Raw genomic sequence first — 295 nt, 5'->3', positions numbered from 1 at the left:
TAGGAATCAAAAGTAAAATTGTGATGCCAACCTCTGCACCGCAAGCTAAAGTGGATGCGACGAGAGGATATGGTTCTGAAGTTATTTTATACGGTGATACGTTTGATGATGCAAAAGCGAAGTGTGAAGAGATTATAAAAGAAACAGGCGAAACATACCTACATCCATATGATGATGTAGAAGTAATGGCTGGCCAAGGGACAATTGGGTTAGATATTCTGGATGATATGTGGGATGTTGATACTGTTATTGTACCTATTGGTGGAGGAGGAATTATTTCAGGAATTGCTGTAGC

Annotated in this window: 1 protein-coding gene; it reads left to right on the top strand. The window is 39.7% G+C overall.

Annotation, left to right across the window (positions count from 1 at the left end):
* The coding region (locus CN409_RS30820) for a pyridoxal-phosphate dependent enzyme (RefSeq protein ID WP_141527758.1) at nucleotides 1-295 on the top strand (295 nt) is incomplete at both ends.

The sequence above is a fragment of the Bacillus sp. AFS012607 genome (assembly GCF_002558005.1).
Taxonomy (GTDB): Bacteria; Bacillota; Bacilli; order Bacillales; family Bacillaceae_G; genus Bacillus_A; species Bacillus_A thuringiensis_S.
This window is presented reverse-complemented; position numbering and strand designations above follow the sequence as displayed.